Here is a 14,664-nt window from a genome sequence, read left to right as displayed (position 1 = left end):
GCCGGGTTTTCTGCCGCACTTTTGGCCTTCTCAGGCTTGCCGGGCATTGCAGCCGCAACCTTATCAGTTGCACTGCTTTCAGCACGGCGTGGCATTCTGGCCAATGTTTTTGCCAGATTATTCAGGGCTGGCAGGCTCAGGCTAAAGGCTTTGACGCTTTTGCCCGCCGAGAGTTCTTTGACCAGTTGCTCGAGCTGGTCAATATCGCCTTCAAGGTGGTTGTTAAAGCTGCGATGAACCAGGTAAAAACCGATCAAGGCCCCGGCGAGTGCCAATAGCCCAGCCAGCGCCAGGAGCAGCGGAGAGAATGCTGCGCCGTTAAGTGCGGGGCCTGGGGTGAAGCTCAGTTTCCAGTTGGGATTACCACTATTGAGCTGTTGTGGGTTGCCCTGCGCCGTGCCGTGTTGAGCCAATACTTGTGCGCCAGCCGTACCAAATTGCTGGCTGAGTTGGATTGCTCCGACCTCAGCAGGCAGTGGCGGCAGGCTGGCCAGCAAGCGGTTCAGGTCAAACGCTAGCAGCAGCGTGCCTTGCACCGGCTGATCTTTGCCTGGGCGCAAGGGGGCAACGCTGTAAGCCAGCCACTGCTGCCCAACCTTGTAGGCTTCAACGGCGGGTGTCTGGCCATTTTCTACCCGGCGCAATAAGTCCAGTGCAGCAAAGTTCATCGGCGCGGTGCGGCCCATGTCTTGTACCGCTTGGCCGCGCAAATTGATTTGCGCATCGGTTACGCCGTTCCAGTAACTCAATGAACGTTCAGTTGCCCGTACCTGGGTAATATCCGCACTTTGCAGCGCCGCCAAGAGCGCTGGGTTTTGTGCTGCCGCCTGGGTGTCGGCGGCAAGTTGCTTCAAGGCTTGTTGCAGCGCTGTCGCCTGGCTTTCGCCCCAAGCCTTGCTCAACGCTTGCTGTTGCTGTTGTTGGGCGCTGCTGAGCATGCCGAACCAGAGCACGCACCCAGCCAGAACTAAGCCGATGACGGTGGCCACCAAGCCGGGTTTAAGTGCTTCTAGTGTGTTTTGCTTATTGCTCGATGCCTTGGCCGCCGCCTGTTTGATCATCTCATTGGACAACTCGTCCTTGGCGGCGCGTTTGAACAACTTCATCGAACATCTCCCTGACCCGTTATTCTTAGTATTAGCACCTACCTGCGTTACAAAATCGCGCGGGTAGGTTCAAGGTAGTGCAAAAAAAGCTGCAGCACTGCCGCTTAGTTGGTCCCCGAGTGACCAAAGCCGCCGGCCCCACGCTGGCTTTCATCAAAATCTTCAACCATCTCGAAATGTGCTTGCACAACCGGTACCAGAACCAATTGTGCAATGCGCTCGCCAATGCTGATGGTGAAAGCGCTTTGGCCGCGGTTCCAGCAAGAGACCATCAGTTCGCCTTGGTAGTCCGAGTCGATCAGTCCAACCAGATTGCCAAGCACGATGCCGTGCTTATGGCCGAGCCCTGAGCGCGGCAAAATCATTGCAGCCAGACCTGGGTCGCCAATGTAGATCGACAATCCAGTTGGAATCAGTACGGTCTGGCCAGGCTCAAGGGTCAGCTCTTGCTTGAGCATTGCGCGCAGGTCAAGGCCTGCGGAGCCAGGGGTGGCGTACTGTGGCAATGGAAATTCGTTGCCCAGGCGTGGGTCTAGGATCTTGGCTTGTAAGGCGTGCATGTCAGGTTTGGTTATCCATCAATAAAGTTCAGGTGCGATTCATGCGTTGAGCGATGACATCGATCAATTGGCGGGCAATTTTACCCTTGCTGGTTTGAGCGAAGCTGCTTTGCTGCAATTCACGGTCAATGATGGTGATTGCGTTCTCTTCACTATTGAAGCCGATAGTGGGGTTGGCCACATCATTGGCGACGATAAGGTCGAGGTTTTTATCTTTGAGCTTGCGTGACGCGTATTCCAGCAGGTTTTCGGTTTCTGCGGCAAAGCCGACACTGAATGGCCGGTCTTCACGGGTCGCCAGAGTGGCGAGGATGTCCGGGTTGCGGACCATCTGCAGCAGCATGCCTTCGCCGCTGGTAGGGTCTTTTTTCAGCTTATGCTGGGCAATCACCTCAGGGCGGTAGTCGGCGACAGCTGCGGCGGCAATCAAGAGGTCGCAAGGCATTGCCGCCTCACAGGCCGCCAGCATGTCCCGAGCGCTGACCACATCAATACGGGTAACGCGCTCTGGCGTGGGTAGATGCACAGGTCCGCTGATCAGGGTGACTTTAGCGCCAGCCTCCGCTGCCGCTTCGGCAAGTGCAAAACCCATTTTCCCCGAGCTATGGTTGGTGATGTAGCGCACCGGATCGATATTTTCTTGGGTTGGGCCTGCGGTAATCAGTACATGTACGCCGCTCAGGCTTTTGCGTTCAAAGCAGTCAGCAGCCAGTTGGGCGAGGTCGTCAGCTTCCAGCATGCGCCCCAAGCCCACGTCACCACAGGCTTGGCTGCCGGATGCCGGGCCAAATATAAGCAAGCCGCGCTGGCTGAGAATCTGTGCGTTAGCCTGAGTGGCTGGATCGCGCCACATGGCTTGGTTCATCGCAGGGGCCAAGGCAACTGGCGCGTCGGTGGCCAGCACCAGTGTCGTCAGCAGGTCGTTGGCAACACCTTGGGCGAGGCGCGCCATCAGATCGGCCGTGGCGGGTGCGATCAGGACCAAGTCTGCCCAGCGTGCCAGCTCGATATGGCCCATGGCGGCCTCGGCGGCTGGGTCGAGTAGTTCTTGGTGAACAGGGTTGCCGGAAAGCGCCTGTAAGGTCAGAGGAGTAATAAATTCGCGGCCACCGTGGGTCATAACCACACGGACTTCGGCGCCTTGATCCTTCAGTCGGCGTACCAGTTCTGCGCTTTTATAGGCTGCAATACCGCCGCCCACGCCAAGAATGATGCGTTTCCGATAAAGACGCTGCATAGGCCTGCCTTGCTCAAGGTGAATGTACGACGCGGTGATGACGCCTCCCCAGGCCGGTCACCACGAAAAAAGGTAGGCTACGATAGCACAGAGGCAGCTACGGAACAGCGGCCTTGAGCCCGCTTGCGCAGCTTTCAAGCATGACAGGGAGGTGTGGGTATGAGCATTCGCGATTGGCCGGCAGCGGAACGCCCGCGAGAAAAGCTATTGGCCAGCGGGGCTGAAGCCCTGACGGACGCCGAATTACTGGCGATATTCCTGCGAACAGGGGTCGCTGGGCGCAGCGCGGTGGATCTGGCGCGTCACCTGTTGGTCGATTTTGGCAGCTTGCGTTGTCTATTGCAGGCCGATCTTGCGGCGTTTAGCCAGCACCTAGGCTTAGGCCCGGCCAAGTTTGCGCAATTGCAGGCTGTATTGGAAATGGGTCGCCGACACTTGGCTGAAGAGTTGCACCGAGACTGCGCGCTGGAAAGCCCCAAAGCGGTTCGCGATTATTTAAAAGCCGTGTTGCGCCATGAGCCGCATGAGGTGTTCGGTTGTTTATTTCTGGATGCCAAACACCGGGTGTTGGCCTACGAGTCGCTGTTTAGCGGGTCAATCGACAGCGCCAGTGTTTATCCCAGGCAAGTGGTTAAGCGTGCGCTGGCGCACAACGCGGCAGCACTTATTTTGGCGCACAATCATCCCTCTGGGGTCGCCGAGCCGAGTCAGGCCGATAAGGTGCTGACCCAGCGATTGAAGGCTGCGCTGGAGCTGGTTGAGGTGCGTGTGCTGGATCACTTCATCGTCGGCGAGGGCGAGCCGTTGTCGATGGCGGAATATGGCTGGATGTAGCCGAGCTGCTGAGCAGGCACTGGGTCTTGTGCCTGCTCAGCATTGCGCTTATTTGCTGACACTGACCTTGGAGAAATCCTGGCGGCCAAACGGGCTGACCTTATAACCGCTAACCGTGCTACGCGTCAGGGCGGTGGCAGTTGGGTGTGCCAGCGGCACCCACAGCGCCTGCTGCTCAATAATGGCTTGGGCCTTGTGGTAGATCTCGCTGCGTGCAGCTTGATCACTCACGGTTTTGCCGTCGCTGATCAGTTTATCCAGTTGCGGGTCGCAGTAGCGCGCAAAATTCAGCCCCGACTCAACGGAGGCGCAGGAAAACTGCGGCGTCAGGAAGTTATCCGGGTCGCCATTGTCGCCGGCCCAGCCCATAAACAGCAGGTCGTGCTCGCCCGCTTTGGCGCGGCGGATCAGCTCGCCCCACTCAATCACTTTGATTTCTGCAGTGATGCCAATTTTGGCCAGATCAGCTTGCAACAGCTGTGCGCCCAGTTTGGGGTTTGGATTGAGCAGGCTGCCGCTTGGGCGGGTCCAGATCGTGGTTTTGAAACCATCAGCAAGGCCGGCTGCTTTGAGCTTGGCTTTTGCTTGTTCTGGGTCATAGGCATAGCCGGGCAGGTCTTTGGCGTAGCTCCAGGTGTTGGGTGGATACACCCCATTGGCCGCTTCAGCGCTGTCTTCAAACACGGCCTTGAGGTACGTGGCTTTATCGAAAGCCAGATTTATCGCCTGGCGTACTTCCGGCTTGTCCAGCGGTGGGTGCTGGCTGTTGATGCCGATAAAGGCGGTCATAAAGGCGTTGGTCTTGACCACTTTCAGGGCGGGGTCTTTGACTGCAACTGTGACATCAACCGGTTTTGGCGACAGGGTGATCTGGCACTCGTTATTACGCAGTTTTTGCAGGCGTACGTTGGCGTCCGGGGTGATGGCGAAGATCAACTTGTCGACCTCGGGCTTACCTGCGAAGTAGTCCGGGTTGGCGCTGTAGCGGATCACCGCGTCTTTCTGGAAGCGCTTGAAGACAAAGGGGCCGGTGCCGATCGGCTGGCTGTTAAGGTTGTTCTGTTTGCCCGCTTTAAGCAGTTGGTCAGCATATTCGGCTGAGTAAATGGAGGCGAAGCCCATGCTCAACGTTGCTAAAAAGGTCGCATTTGGTTGATTGAGATTGAAGCGCACAGTATTGGCGTCAGGTGCTTCAATGTTTTTGATCAGGCCGGGTAGCTGCATCGATTGCGCGTGCGGGTAGCCACTCTGGGCGAATGCATGCCAAGGGTGCTTGGGGTCAAGCATGCGCTCAAAGCTAAACACCACGTCGTCAGCATTCATGCTGCGGCTGGGCTTGAAGTAGTCTGTGCTATGAAAGCTGACATCGGGGCGCAGTTTGAAGGTATAACTAAGGCCATCGTCGCTGACTGTCCAGCTCTGGGCTAGGCTGGGAACGACTTTGCCGCTGTCGGCATCAAAGTCTACGAGGCGGTTCATTAGTACATCTGCTGAGGCGTTGGTGGTGGTCAGCGAGTTGTATTGCACGACGTCAAAACCATCGGGGCTGGCTTCAGTGCATACGCTTAGCGTCGATGCGTGCGCTAACACTGGGCTTAGCAGCGGTAATAAAAATAGCGATAACACTTTACGGCGCATGGGCATATTCCTTGACTGTGGCGTGTCGCGCATCCATCGGCGCGTAGCAATGACTTACCCTAGTTCATAATGCTGCTGTAAAACAATCAGTCTTGGCGACGAGCGGTAAATCGTCATTAAGCCCCACAGCGCAAGCCTAACGCGGTAGAATGCGGGGTTCAGCGTTGTAGCAGAAAGTACGTTTAGTGTTGTTGTACGATAGCCTTTCTGGTATAAAGCAGCGCTCTTTTCTAGGGGCCCGGTTGTTGCGCTATTTGGTGTGGCCGGTAAGACCCTCGAGAAACGCGGCGCATTGCGCCATTGGACACTGAATTTAAGCGGCCAACCCATGCCGGGTTGGGCATGTGGTTTTAGAGGGCTGAGGCATGTCAAGAGTCTGTCAAGTTACCGGTAAGGGTCCGGTAACCGGGAACAATGTTTCCCACGCACACAACAAAACCCGTCGTCGTTTCCTGCCAAACCTGCAGCATCACCGCTTCTGGGTTGAGTCTGAGAATCGCTTTGTACGTCTGCGCGTATCTGCCAAAGGCATGCGTTGCATCGACAAGCGTGGTATTGATGTAGTGTTGTCCGAGCTTCGTGCTCGTGGCGAAAAGGTTTAAGGAGCTAAATCATGCGTGAATTGATCCGTTTGGTGTCGAGCGCCGGTACTGGCCACTTCTACACCACCGACAAGAACAAACGCACTACTCCGGACAAAATCGAAATTAAAAAATTCGATCCGGTTGTGCGCAAGCACGTGATCTACAAGGAAGGCAAGATCAAGTAATTGATCAAGCATCCTTGCAGCACAAGCTTGTTGAAAAAGCCCGCTATTATGGCGGGCTTTTTCTTGCCCCGAGTTTTGTTTAGGCCGGCCTCGGGCGTTGGACAATAAAAAACCGCACGTAGCGGTTTTTTGCATTGTGATTCGCTGCGCTGGGCGTTACTCGCCCGCTTGCTCGAAGATCACATAAACCTTGCGGCAGGCTTCGAGCACTTCCCAGGTGCCGGAGAAACCTGCCGGGATGACGAAACGGTCTCCTGCGCGCAAGGTTTTCGCATTGCCATCTTGGTCACGTAGGACTGAAACACCTTGCAGGATTTCGCAGTATTCGTGCTCGCTGTAATTGACAGTCCACTGGCCGACGGCACCTTCCCAGATACCTGTGTTGAACTGACCGCAAGGGCTGGCGTAGTGATTACGTACGCTTTGCGCAGGGTCGCCCTTGAGGATTTTTTCAGGGGCTGGGTGATAGTTTTCTAAGGGGGTGTTGGCTTGGGCGAAGTCGACAATCTGCTCAATTTTCATCTTTGGCATCTCTGCGTATTGGCTTGTTGTGCGTGTCAGGCGCGGCGAACGCCGGGAGAAGAGTCTATGTTTAATAAAACGAACATGACAAGGCCGTTTACGGCTAATTTGTCAAATATATTGAAAATGTAGAGCCCTCTGGTTTAGTGTTGCGGGCAGGATATGGCCGTTGTTGGCCTCGCAGAATTATTGACAGTGCGCGCACAAAATGTGCGGCACTCTTTACCGATAGAGGATGCTTGCATGACTAGCCTGACTCGCGCCGACTGGGAACAGCGCGCCAAGACGTTGAAGATTGAGACTCGTGCGTTTGTACATGGTGAGTACTGCTCGTCCGAGTCGGGTGAAACCTTTGAATGCATCAGTCCAGTAGACGGCCGCTTGCTGGGCAACGTTGCCAGCTGCGACCTTGCTGATGCCGAACGCGCTGTACGTGATGCGCGCGCCACCTTTAATTCGGGTGTGTGGTCGCGCATGGCCCCAGCCAAGCGTAAGAAGATCATGATTCGCTTCGCTGATCTGATCCAGGCGAATGCTGAAGAGCTGGCGCTGCTGGAAACCCTCGACATGGGCAAGCCAATCAGCGATTCGCTTAATATCGACATGTCGGCTGCAGCCGGTGCGATTCGCTGGAATGGCGAAGCCATCGACAAGATTTATGATGAAGTTGCGGCTACGGCGCACAACGAGCTGGGTCTGGTGACTCGCGAGCCAATTGGTGTTGTAGCGGCTATCGTGCCGTGGAACTTCCCATTGCTGATGAGCTGCTGGAAGCTTGGCCCAGCGTTGGCTACGGGTAACTCGATCATCCTCAAACCGTCTGAAAAGTCACCGCTGACCGGCATTCGTGTTGCGCAACTGGCTGTTGAGGCCGGTATTCCGGCGGGCGTATTCAACGTACTGCCAGGTTTTGGCCACACTGTGGGCAAGGCGCTGGCCCTGCATATGGACGTCGACACACTGGTGTTTACCGGTTCGACCAAGATCGCCAAGCAGCTGATGATTTACGCTGGCGAGTCGAACATGAAGCGCGTTTGGCTGGAAGCGGGCGGCAAGAGCCCGAACATCGTCTTCGCTGATGCCCCGGATCTGCAAGCGGCTGCTGAGTCGGCTGCTGGCGCAATCGCGTTCAACCAAGGTGAAGTGTGCACCGCAGGCTCACGTTTGCTGGTTGAGCGTTCGATCAAAGATCAATTCTTGCCGCTGGTGGTTGAAGCCATCAAGGGCTGGAAGGCAGGCAACCCACTGGACCCGGAAACCAATGTGGGTGCACTGGTTGATACCCAGCAAATGAACAACGTGCTGCGTTACATCGATGCCGGCCATAAAGACGGTGCCAAGTTGGTTGCCGGTGGTAAGCGAGTGATGGAAGAGTCGGGTGGCACCTACGTTGAGCCGACCATCTTCGATGGTGTGAACAACGCAATGACTATCGCCCAAGAGGAAATCTTTGGTCCAGTGCTGTCGGTTATCGCCTTTGATGATGCCGAGGAGGCGATTGCTATCGCCAACGACACTATCTACGGCCTGGCCGCAGCCGTGTGGACCAGCAATCTGTCTAAGGCCCACCTGACGGCCAAGGCGCTGCGCGCCGGTAGCGTTTGGGTTAACCAGTACGATGGCGGTGATATGACTGCGCCATTCGGTGGTTTCAAACAGTCGGGTAATGGTCGCGACAAGTCGCTGCACGCATTCGACAAGTACACCGAACTGAAAGCTACTTGGATCAAGTTATAAGCTGACGCAGGGCGTTCGCGCACTGCTTAAGGTCCGTCCTTTATCTAAGGGCCGGCTCGGATGAGCCAAACCTGCGGCCGGGTTTCCCAGAGACGTTTTTGCTCTGGGAGCCTGGCCGTTTTGCTTTTTGCCGCGCAAACAAGATAAAAACAGGGAGTTTGGTAATGCGTTGGGGTACCTATTTCGCCGTTTCCATGGCGGTGATCAGCATCGGCTTGGCGCTGGGTGTCACTATGCCATTGGTGTCGCTGCGTCTTGAAAGCTGGGGTTATGGAACATTCGCCATTGGTGTAATGGCTGCCACTCCGGCTGTGGGCGTACTGCTGGGTGCTTCACTTGCTGGGCGTCTCGCAGGGCGACTGGGTACCACGGTGTTAATGCAGACCTGTCTACTGGTCGGTGCGCTTTCGGTGGCAATGCTGGCCTTGGTGCAAAGTTATGCTGTTTGGGTGGTGCTGAGGTTACTGCTGGGTGTGGCACTGACCATGGTGTTTATTCTCGGCGAAAGCTGGATTAATCAGCTTGCAGTGGAAAAGTGGCGTGGACGTCTCGTTGCGCTTTATGGCACGGGTTACGCGCTGAGTCAGTTATCCGGGCCTTTGTTGTTGCATGCGCTGGGCACCGATGGGGGTCGAGCATTTTGGACGGGTACCGGGCTGTTGATAGGCGGTTCGCTCATTTTGCTGGGGCGCACCGGGGCACCCAAGGTTGATGGCCATAGTGCTTCGTCAAAGGGTTTGTCGGTGTTTTGTCGCAAGATGCCAGCGATTGCTTGGGCGGTCGCGCTATTCGCTGCTTTTGAATCGATGATGCTGACGCTATTGCCGATTTACAGTTTGCGACAGGGCTTCACTCAGGACGTTGCGCTGTTCATGGTCAGCGTGGTGGTGGTCGGTGACGCCGCTTTGCAGCTTCCCATTGGCTGGCTGGCGGACATGATGTCACGGCGCAACTTGTTCCGTGGTTGCGGTGTGGTGTTGCTGTGCTCAAGTCTGGGGATTCCGCTGTTGCTGCATACGCCTGCGATCTGGCCGGTGCTAGTGCTGTTTGGTGCCAGTGCGGGCGGTTTATTTACCCTGTCGCTGATTCAGATTGGCGAGCGCTACCGTGACGATGAATTGGTGCGCGCCAACGCGCATGTTTCGCAGTTGTGGGGCATTGGCTGCCTGCTTGGGCCATTGCTCACGGGGGCAGCCAGCCAGTGGGTCAGCGGCCACGCCTTGCCAATGCTGATGGCCCTCGGGGCGGCAGGCTTCGTGGTGCTGGCCTGGCGTCCAGAGCCGCAGGAACTCGCCGTCACGCCCTGAGGTGCGAGTGCCGAGCCGCACTAAGTGGGCGTGCTAAGCAACCGCGCAACGGTTTCGCCAACCGTGCGTACTGCATTTTCAATCTCGGCACTGGCTTTGCTGGCGTAATTCAGGCGCAGGCAATTACGGTACTTGCCCGTGGCTGAGAAGATGCTGCCTGGCGCAATCTGGATCGCGTGAGGCAGCAGGGCGCGGTTAAGGCTTTGGCTGTCGAATTGGCGGTCAAGCTCGATCCACAACATAAAGCCGCCCTCGGGGCGACTCACGCGCGTACCCGGTGGGAAGTAGCGGCTCACCCAATCCGTCATCAGATCACGATTTCGCGCATATTGGCTGCGCATGCGGCGCAGATGAGGCTCGTAATGGCCTGCGCTTATGTATTCAGCCAAGGCCAGTTGTGGCAGTTGTGCAGCCATGCCGGTGCCGATGTATTTCAGGTGGAGAATTTTCTGTAGGTAACGACCGGGCGCGATCCAGCCGATACGCAGGCCTGGGGCAAGGGTTTTAGAGAACGAACTGCAAAGCAGCACCCGGCCGTCTTCGTCGTAGGACTTGATTGTGCGTGGGCGTGGGTAGCTGTAAGCCAGCTCACCGTAAACGTCATCCTCAATTATCGCGACGTCATAACGCTGGGCAAGAGCGATGAGCGCGCGTTTGTTGGCCTCCGGCATGATGTATCCGAGCGGGTTGTTGCAGGTCGGGGTCAGCTGGATAGCCTTGATGGGCCATTGCTCAAGCGCCAACTCCAGTGCTTCAAGGTTGATGCCGGTGAGTGGGTCTGTGGGCAACTCCAGTGCCTTCATGCCAAAGCCTTTGAGTGCCTGCATCACGCCATGAAAGCTGGGTGAGTCGACGGCAACTACATCGCCAGGTTTGCAGGTCGCGCAGATCGCTGTGGATAACGCCTCGTGGCAACCCGTGGTGGTGACGATGTCTTGTGCGGGGATCTGGCAGCCGGAGTCCAGCATCAACCGCGAAATTTGTTCGCGCAGGGCCGGGTCGCCATTGATGCAGCCATAACTCAGCTCTTGCACGCTCTGGCGGCGACTCAGTCGCGACATCGAACGCAGCAGCGGTTTTAGCGTCGGGCTGCTGATGTCAGGCATGCCGCGACCCAATTGCAGGATTTTGCTACCGGGAGCAATGCTGATCAGCTCAAACACGTTGTCCCACTGTGAAACGTCAAGAGGGCGCTGTGCAGCACGGTTGACGATGGGTAGCTCAGGTTTTTTGCGGCTTGGCGGTACGAAGTAGCCTGATTTTGGGCGCGGCGTCGCCATGCCCTGATCTTCTAGGTGGCGATATGCCTGCTGTACGGTGCTCAGGCTGACGCCATGTTCACTGCTCAATGCGCGCACCGAAGGCAAGCGGTCGCCGGGTCGATACAGGCCTTGTTCGATACGTAAGCTGATCATGCTGGCGAGATCAATATAAAGGGACATAGGTACTCTCGCTGGGCGTGGGTCGGTGTCGATTGGTGAGTTAAAACCAGTACAGTTGCCGGTGAATTTTATAATTCAGTGGCCAGTTTGGGTTATCTGTATGGATTTAATATGCATTTTTTGAGTCTGTCATGCTCTTTTCGTTCACGTCATTATTTGCTCTCGAAATGATTAATCTTCAGGAGCAAGGAGATGAATGGTTTAAGCGATGTGCGGTTGACTCTCGGTCAGCAAGAGCTGCAAGACACTGCATTGCAGCGCCCTTTAGCTGATGCTGTGTATGGTCCGCCAGCGTCACGCTGGACGCTGCTGTTGCGCCGAATGACGACCCGACGGGCATTATTGAAGCTTAATGATCAGCAGTTGGCTGATATTGGGTTGACTCGGGCCCAGGCTCATCGCGAAGCTAATTTGCCGTTTTGGAAGCTCTGAACTCGCAGTCAGGAGGCATGCAGCATGAATATCGCAATTTTGACTTTCCAAGGTTTTAACGAGCTGGATTCTTTCATTGCTGCAGGTCTGTTGAATCGAATGAAAGGCCAGGGTTGGAACGTGCAGATTACTTGCCCCGAGGATCATGTGACGTCAATGAATGGGGTGACTATTGCCGCGCAACAACCTTTGGAGTTTGCCAACACTGCCGATGTAGTGCTGGTGGGCAGTGGTATCTACACCCGCGATATTGCCAAGGATAGAGCCCTACTTGGTCGGCTCAATTTGGATCCGGCAAGGCAGTTGGTGTGCGCACAGTGTTCAGGCACGTTGTTGCTGTCTGTATTGGGTATATTGAATGGTCTGCCAGCCTGCACTGATTTAACCACCAAGCCTTGGGTGGTGGAGGCGGGGGTTGAAGTACTGAATCAGCCATTTTTTGCCGAGGGCAATGTCGCCACGGCGGGTGGCTGTATGGCTTCGCAGTATCTGGCGACCTGGATTATCGCCAAGTTGGCAGGCACAGATGCCGCAGCAGCGGCTGTTCATTATGTTGCGCCGGTGGGCGAAAAAGACGACGCGGTTGCCCATAGCCTTTCAGTCGTTCAGCCCTATATTGAGCAGCAAGCGCTCATTTAGGCCAAAAATTGCGGGGTGATCGTTACGAGAACCTCGCGGATGCAGGTTTAGAGAACCTCTTTCATGCGGTGCCAGAGCATTCCCAGTGCGAGCAAGGGGGAGCGTAGATATTTCCCGCCTGGGAAAGTCATGTGTGGCACTTTGTCGAACAGGTCAAACCCTGTGCTGGATTGTCCGGCAATTGCTTCAGCAAGCAACTTGCCCGCTAAGTGGGTCGCGTTAACCCCATGGCCGGAATAGGCTTGAGCATAAAACACATTGTTCTGGCCTTTGAGGCGGCCAATTTGTGGCAGGCGGTTAGCGCCAATGCCAATCATGCCGCCCCATTGGAAGTCGATTTTGGTGTCTTTGAGGTGCGGGAATACTTCCAGCATTTTAGGTCGCATATAGCCGCTGATATCTTCAGGATCACGGCCTGAATAGTGGCAAGCACCGCCAAACAGTAAGCGGTTGTCTGCAGAGAGGCGGTAATAATCCAGTGCCACGCGCTGATCACACAGCGCCATGTTCTGCGGAATGATTGCGTGTGCCTGTTCGGCACTCAATGGCTCTGTGGCAATGATGTAGCTGCCTGCCGGAAGCACTTTGCCGCCAAGGTTGCTGTTCAACTCGCCAAGATATGCGTTGCACGCCAATACCAGGTTGCTGGCACGAACGACACCTTGCGCCGTATGCACCTTTACCTCGGCACCATACTCGATGCGGGTGACAGCTGAATCTTCAAAGATCTGCACGCCCAAGGTCTGGGCTGCAGCCGCTTCACCCAAGGCGAGGTTGAGTGGGTGCAGGTGACCGGAACCCATATCGATCAAGCCGCCAACATAACGGTCGGAACCGACCACTTCGCGCATTTCGTTCGATTGCAATAAACGCAGTTCATGCCGGTAGCCAAGGCTTTTGAGCTCTTGCGCATCTTCAATGAAGCCATCGAGGTCCCGTGGCTTGTTGGCCAGGTCGCAATAGCCCCACGTCAGGTCGCAGTCAATATTGAACTGCTCAACGCGCTTACGCACAATTTCAACGGCTTCCAAGCCCATCAGTTTCAGTTCGCGCACACCCTCGGCACCAATCACCGATTCAAACTGTTCGACGCCGTGGCCGACGCCGCGGATTAACTGGCCGCCATTGCGGCCACTCGCACCCCAGCCCACCTTGCGGGCTTCGAGCAGTACGACGCTAAGGCCTTTTTGTGCCAGTTCAATTGCTGTGTTCAGGCCCGAGAAACCACCACCGACAATGCACACATCAGCGCTCAGCTCACCCCCCAAAGGTTGGAACGCAATCGCGCGATTAGCGCTGGCGGCGTAGTAGGAGGCTGCATGCTTGTTAGTGTGAACCGGTTGGTGAACGCGGGCGTTCATGTGCGAAATCCTGTTTATTGTGTTTGGAAAATTTTACGAAGAATAAGCGCCAACTTCCTTGATCGCCAAGCGCCATACACAAAAAATGATAATTGATTTGCTAACCCAGGGTTATTCAGCGCTAAACAGTTACCATGAGTGACCCAACGCCGAGGCACGTTATGAGTTGTACCAGCCGTAAAATTGACCACCTGCGCCTGCATATTCCGCGCTTTGACTGTATTCCCGGCTGTCATGACTGCTGCGGGCCGGTAACCGCCTCATCTGAAGAAATGTCGCGCCTGCCGCACAAGAGTGATGCTGAGCATGAAGCGGCTCTGGATGAGCTGAACTGTGTACACCTGGGGCCACAAGGCTGCCAAGTGTACGACCAGCGTCCGTTGATTTGCCGACTGTTCGGCACCACGCCGCGCTTGCCGTGCCCCCACGGGCGTGGCCCACAAGAGCCGATAGACCCTCAGGTTGAGCGACAGGTGCATAACTTGATCGCAACCACACGCCAGGTGTTGGTTTAGTCGGGTTATTCGGGAATCGGCAAGGTGAGGCTTTCCTTGACCTCTTCCATGACGATATAGCTCTTGGATTCGCGAACGTGCGGCAGCTTGAGGAGGATGTCCCCCAATAACTTGCGGTACGACGCCATCTCATTAATCCGTGCTTTAACCAGGTAATCGAAGTCCCCCGACACTAGATGGCACTCCAAGACGTGCGGCAGCTTGAGCACCGCGCGGCGAAACTCCTCGAAGGTGTCACCCGACTTGTAGTCCAGGCTGATCTCGACAAACACCAGCAGACTGGCCTTGAGGTTTTGCGGGTTCAGGCGCGCATGGTAGCCCATGATGATGCCTTCACGTTCAAGTCGCCGTACCCGCTCGGTGCAGGGCGTGGTCGATAGACCCACTCGTTCGCCGAGCTCGGTAAAGGAGATACGCCCATCCTCTTGCAGGATGCGCAGGATGTTGCGGTCAATCTTGTCTAGATCGCGGCGGGATTGATGCTGAGTGCGCATAAGAAATACTCCTCCGTCTAAGCGGTTTTTTCCGAGAGTTATTACTAAATATAGGCTGATGTTTAGTTAAT

At 55.9% G+C, this 14,664-nt stretch carries 15 protein-coding genes; 8 read left to right on the top strand and 7 right to left on the bottom strand.

All coding sequences use genetic code 11. The features are described from left to right. Window positions 1-1,210 precede the first annotated feature (1,210 nt). On the bottom strand, window positions 1,211-1,666 hold the full coding sequence (gene dut / locus ACIGCM_RS15865; protein ID WP_397503039.1) for a dUTP diphosphatase: 456 nt from the start codon (window positions 1,664-1,666) through the stop codon (window positions 1,211-1,213). Window positions 1,667-1,694: 28 nt separating this feature from the next. Further along, complete coding sequence (gene coaBC / locus ACIGCM_RS15860; protein WP_397503038.1) at window positions 1,695-2,903, bottom strand: bifunctional phosphopantothenoylcysteine decarboxylase/phosphopantothenate--cysteine ligase CoaBC; 1,209 nt, start codon at window positions 2,901-2,903, stop codon at window positions 1,695-1,697. A 159-nt stretch (window positions 2,904-3,062) separates the two neighbouring features. On the opposite strand from coaBC, the gene radC reads away from it, so the two are divergent. Further along, window positions 3,063-3,737 (top strand): DNA repair protein RadC, encoded by a 675-nt coding sequence (gene radC, locus ACIGCM_RS15855; protein ID WP_397503037.1) that lies wholly within the window; start codon window positions 3,063-3,065, stop codon window positions 3,735-3,737. A gap of 48 nt (window positions 3,738-3,785) precedes the next feature. Here radC and ACIGCM_RS15850 read toward each other — a convergent pair whose 3' ends face one another. Beyond that, on the bottom strand, window positions 3,786-5,375 hold the full coding sequence (locus ACIGCM_RS15850) for an ABC transporter substrate-binding protein (RefSeq protein WP_397503036.1): 1,590 nt from the start codon (window positions 5,373-5,375) through the stop codon (window positions 3,786-3,788). A gap of 365 nt (window positions 5,376-5,740) precedes the next feature. Here ACIGCM_RS15850 and rpmB point away from each other — a divergent pair, with 365 nt between their 5' ends. Next, window positions 5,741-5,977, top strand: coding sequence for a 50S ribosomal protein L28 (gene rpmB / locus ACIGCM_RS15845; protein ID WP_010489195.1), 237 nt, complete (start codon window positions 5,741-5,743; stop codon window positions 5,975-5,977). Window positions 5,978-5,988: 11 nt separating this feature from the next. Beyond that, window positions 5,989-6,144, top strand: a complete 156-nt coding sequence (gene rpmG / locus ACIGCM_RS15840; RefSeq protein ID WP_002551515.1) for a 50S ribosomal protein L33 — start codon at window positions 5,989-5,991, stop codon at window positions 6,142-6,144. A gap of 156 nt (window positions 6,145-6,300) precedes the next feature. Here rpmG and ACIGCM_RS15835 read toward each other — a convergent pair whose 3' ends face one another. After that, the gene (locus tag ACIGCM_RS15835) at window positions 6,301-6,666 is read right to left on the bottom strand and encodes a cupin domain-containing protein (RefSeq protein WP_397503035.1); all 366 of its coding nucleotides are present in this window, start codon (window positions 6,664-6,666) and stop codon (window positions 6,301-6,303) included. Window positions 6,667-6,909: 243 nt separating this feature from the next. Here ACIGCM_RS15835 and ACIGCM_RS15830 point away from each other — a divergent pair, with 243 nt between their 5' ends. After that, on the top strand, window positions 6,910-8,403 hold the full coding sequence (locus ACIGCM_RS15830; RefSeq protein WP_397503034.1) for an aldehyde dehydrogenase: 1,494 nt from the start codon (window positions 6,910-6,912) through the stop codon (window positions 8,401-8,403). 164 nt (window positions 8,404-8,567) lie between these two features. Beyond that, a complete protein-coding gene (locus ACIGCM_RS15825) occupies window positions 8,568-9,710 on the top strand; it encodes an MFS transporter (protein ID WP_397503033.1) in 1,143 nt (380 codons plus the stop codon). Window positions 9,711-9,730: 20 nt separating this feature from the next. On the opposite strand, the gene ACIGCM_RS15820 is transcribed toward ACIGCM_RS15825, so the two are convergent. After that, the gene (locus ACIGCM_RS15820) at window positions 9,731-11,152 is read right to left on the bottom strand and encodes a PLP-dependent aminotransferase family protein (protein WP_397503032.1); all 1,422 of its coding nucleotides are present in this window, start codon (window positions 11,150-11,152) and stop codon (window positions 9,731-9,733) included. Window positions 11,153-11,344: 192 nt separating this feature from the next. Here ACIGCM_RS15820 and ACIGCM_RS15815 point away from each other — a divergent pair, with 192 nt between their 5' ends. Both ACIGCM_RS15815 and ACIGCM_RS15810 read left to right on the top strand, forming a co-directional pair. Further along, window positions 11,345-11,584 carry a DUF1127 domain-containing protein gene (locus tag ACIGCM_RS15815; RefSeq protein WP_397503031.1) on the top strand — a complete coding sequence of 80 codons (240 nt, stop codon included), beginning with the start codon at window positions 11,345-11,347 and terminating at the stop codon, window positions 11,582-11,584. 24 nt (window positions 11,585-11,608) lie between these two features. Further along, on the top strand, window positions 11,609-12,223 hold the full coding sequence (locus ACIGCM_RS15810; protein ID WP_397503030.1) for a DJ-1/PfpI family protein: 615 nt from the start codon (window positions 11,609-11,611) through the stop codon (window positions 12,221-12,223). Between the two features lie 47 nt (window positions 12,224-12,270). Here ACIGCM_RS15810 and ACIGCM_RS15805 read toward each other — a convergent pair whose 3' ends face one another. Beyond that, window positions 12,271-13,584 carry an NAD(P)/FAD-dependent oxidoreductase gene (locus ACIGCM_RS15805; RefSeq protein ID WP_397503029.1) on the bottom strand — a complete coding sequence of 438 codons (1,314 nt, stop codon included), beginning with the start codon at window positions 13,582-13,584 and terminating at the stop codon, window positions 12,271-12,273. Between the two features lie 161 nt (window positions 13,585-13,745). Here ACIGCM_RS15805 and ACIGCM_RS15800 point away from each other — a divergent pair, with 161 nt between their 5' ends. After that, on the top strand, window positions 13,746-14,099 hold the full coding sequence (locus tag ACIGCM_RS15800) for a YkgJ family cysteine cluster protein (protein WP_397503028.1): 354 nt from the start codon (window positions 13,746-13,748) through the stop codon (window positions 14,097-14,099). Window positions 14,100-14,104: 5 nt separating this feature from the next. Here ACIGCM_RS15800 and ACIGCM_RS15795 read toward each other — a convergent pair whose 3' ends face one another. Further along, window positions 14,105-14,593 (bottom strand): Lrp/AsnC ligand binding domain-containing protein, encoded by a 489-nt coding sequence (locus ACIGCM_RS15795; protein WP_339488959.1) that lies wholly within the window; start codon window positions 14,591-14,593, stop codon window positions 14,105-14,107. Between the last annotated feature and the right edge of the window lie 71 nt (window positions 14,594-14,664).

The sequence above is a fragment of the Pseudomonas sp. NPDC078700 genome, from assembly GCF_044542375.1.
Classification (GTDB): Bacteria; Pseudomonadota; Gammaproteobacteria; order Pseudomonadales; family Pseudomonadaceae; genus Aquipseudomonas.
This window is presented reverse-complemented; position numbering and strand designations above follow the sequence as displayed.

Excerpts from the sequence above, each read along its gene's own strand:
- coaBC (WP_397503038.1), bottom strand. The coding sequence starts at position 2,903 with ATGCAGCGTCTTTATCGGAAACGCATCATTCTTGGCGTGGGCGGCGGT.
- ACIGCM_RS15805 (WP_397503029.1), bottom strand. The coding sequence starts at position 13,584 with ATGAACGCCCGCGTTCACCAACCGGTTCACACTAACAAGCATGCAGCC.
- dut (WP_397503039.1), bottom strand. The coding sequence starts at position 1,666 with ATGCACGCCTTACAAGCCAAGATCCTAGACCCACGCCTGGGCAACGAA.
- ACIGCM_RS15830 (WP_397503034.1), top strand. The coding sequence starts at position 6,910 with ATGACTAGCCTGACTCGCGCCGACTGGGAACAGCGCGCCAAGACGTTG.
- ACIGCM_RS15815 (WP_397503031.1), top strand. The coding sequence starts at position 11,345 with ATGAATGGTTTAAGCGATGTGCGGTTGACTCTCGGTCAGCAAGAGCTG.
- ACIGCM_RS15850 (WP_397503036.1), bottom strand. The coding sequence starts at position 5,375 with ATGCGCCGTAAAGTGTTATCGCTATTTTTATTACCGCTGCTAAGCCCA.
- rpmG (WP_002551515.1), top strand. The coding sequence starts at position 5,989 with ATGCGTGAATTGATCCGTTTGGTGTCGAGCGCCGGTACTGGCCACTTC.
- ACIGCM_RS15825 (WP_397503033.1), top strand. The coding sequence starts at position 8,568 with ATGCGTTGGGGTACCTATTTCGCCGTTTCCATGGCGGTGATCAGCATC.
- ACIGCM_RS15800 (WP_397503028.1), top strand. The coding sequence starts at position 13,746 with ATGAGTTGTACCAGCCGTAAAATTGACCACCTGCGCCTGCATATTCCG.
- ACIGCM_RS15810 (WP_397503030.1), top strand. The coding sequence starts at position 11,609 with ATGAATATCGCAATTTTGACTTTCCAAGGTTTTAACGAGCTGGATTCT.
- ACIGCM_RS15820 (WP_397503032.1), bottom strand. The coding sequence starts at position 11,152 with ATGTCCCTTTATATTGATCTCGCCAGCATGATCAGCTTACGTATCGAA.
- ACIGCM_RS15795 (WP_339488959.1), bottom strand. The coding sequence starts at position 14,593 with ATGCGCACTCAGCATCAATCCCGCCGCGATCTAGACAAGATTGACCGC.
- ACIGCM_RS15835 (WP_397503035.1), bottom strand. The coding sequence starts at position 6,666 with ATGAAAATTGAGCAGATTGTCGACTTCGCCCAAGCCAACACCCCCTTA.
- rpmB (WP_010489195.1), top strand. The coding sequence starts at position 5,741 with ATGTCAAGAGTCTGTCAAGTTACCGGTAAGGGTCCGGTAACCGGGAAC.
- radC (WP_397503037.1), top strand. The coding sequence starts at position 3,063 with ATGAGCATTCGCGATTGGCCGGCAGCGGAACGCCCGCGAGAAAAGCTA.